We start from the raw sequence: 422 nt of genomic DNA on the forward strand, positions 1-422 counted from the left end.
TCAGTCATAATGGTGCATCTCCTTTCAGAGTTACACCGTTGTTCTTACAGTCCCCGACGCCCTTCGGAACACCCGTCGACCCGGAGGTGTACATCACGTACGCGGTGTTGTCCGGTCGTAGTGGTGCGATGCGGTCGTTGTCGTCGGGGTTTCGCGCCTCCCATCGTCCGCCCTCGTCGGTGCGGGTGTCGAGAAGTATCCGGGGGATGTCGTTGTCGGGCAACAAGTTTTCGGTCATGGTGTCGCTGAGAATCAACAACAGCGGAGCGGCGTCGGTGAGGATGGTCCCGGTTCGTGCACCGGGGTACTGCAGGTCGATAGGGAGGTATGCACCCCCGGCCTCGAGGATGGCCAGTAGCGCGATGATCAACTCGGGTGACCGCTCCAATGCGACCGCCACCAGCACTTCCGGGCCGACACCC

General features: G+C 61.6%; 1 protein-coding gene. It reads right to left on the minus strand.

Annotated elements, in window-relative coordinates:
• Window positions 1-4 precede the first annotated feature (4 nt).
• Window positions 5-422 (minus strand): AMP-binding protein (locus QM806_RS40990; protein WP_283295059.1); only part of this gene is annotated, 418 nt, incomplete at its 5' end.

Source organism: Rhodococcus sp. IEGM 1351 (genome assembly GCF_030056875.1).
Taxonomy (GTDB): domain Bacteria; phylum Actinomycetota; class Actinomycetes; order Mycobacteriales; family Mycobacteriaceae; genus Rhodococcus_F; species Rhodococcus_F opacus.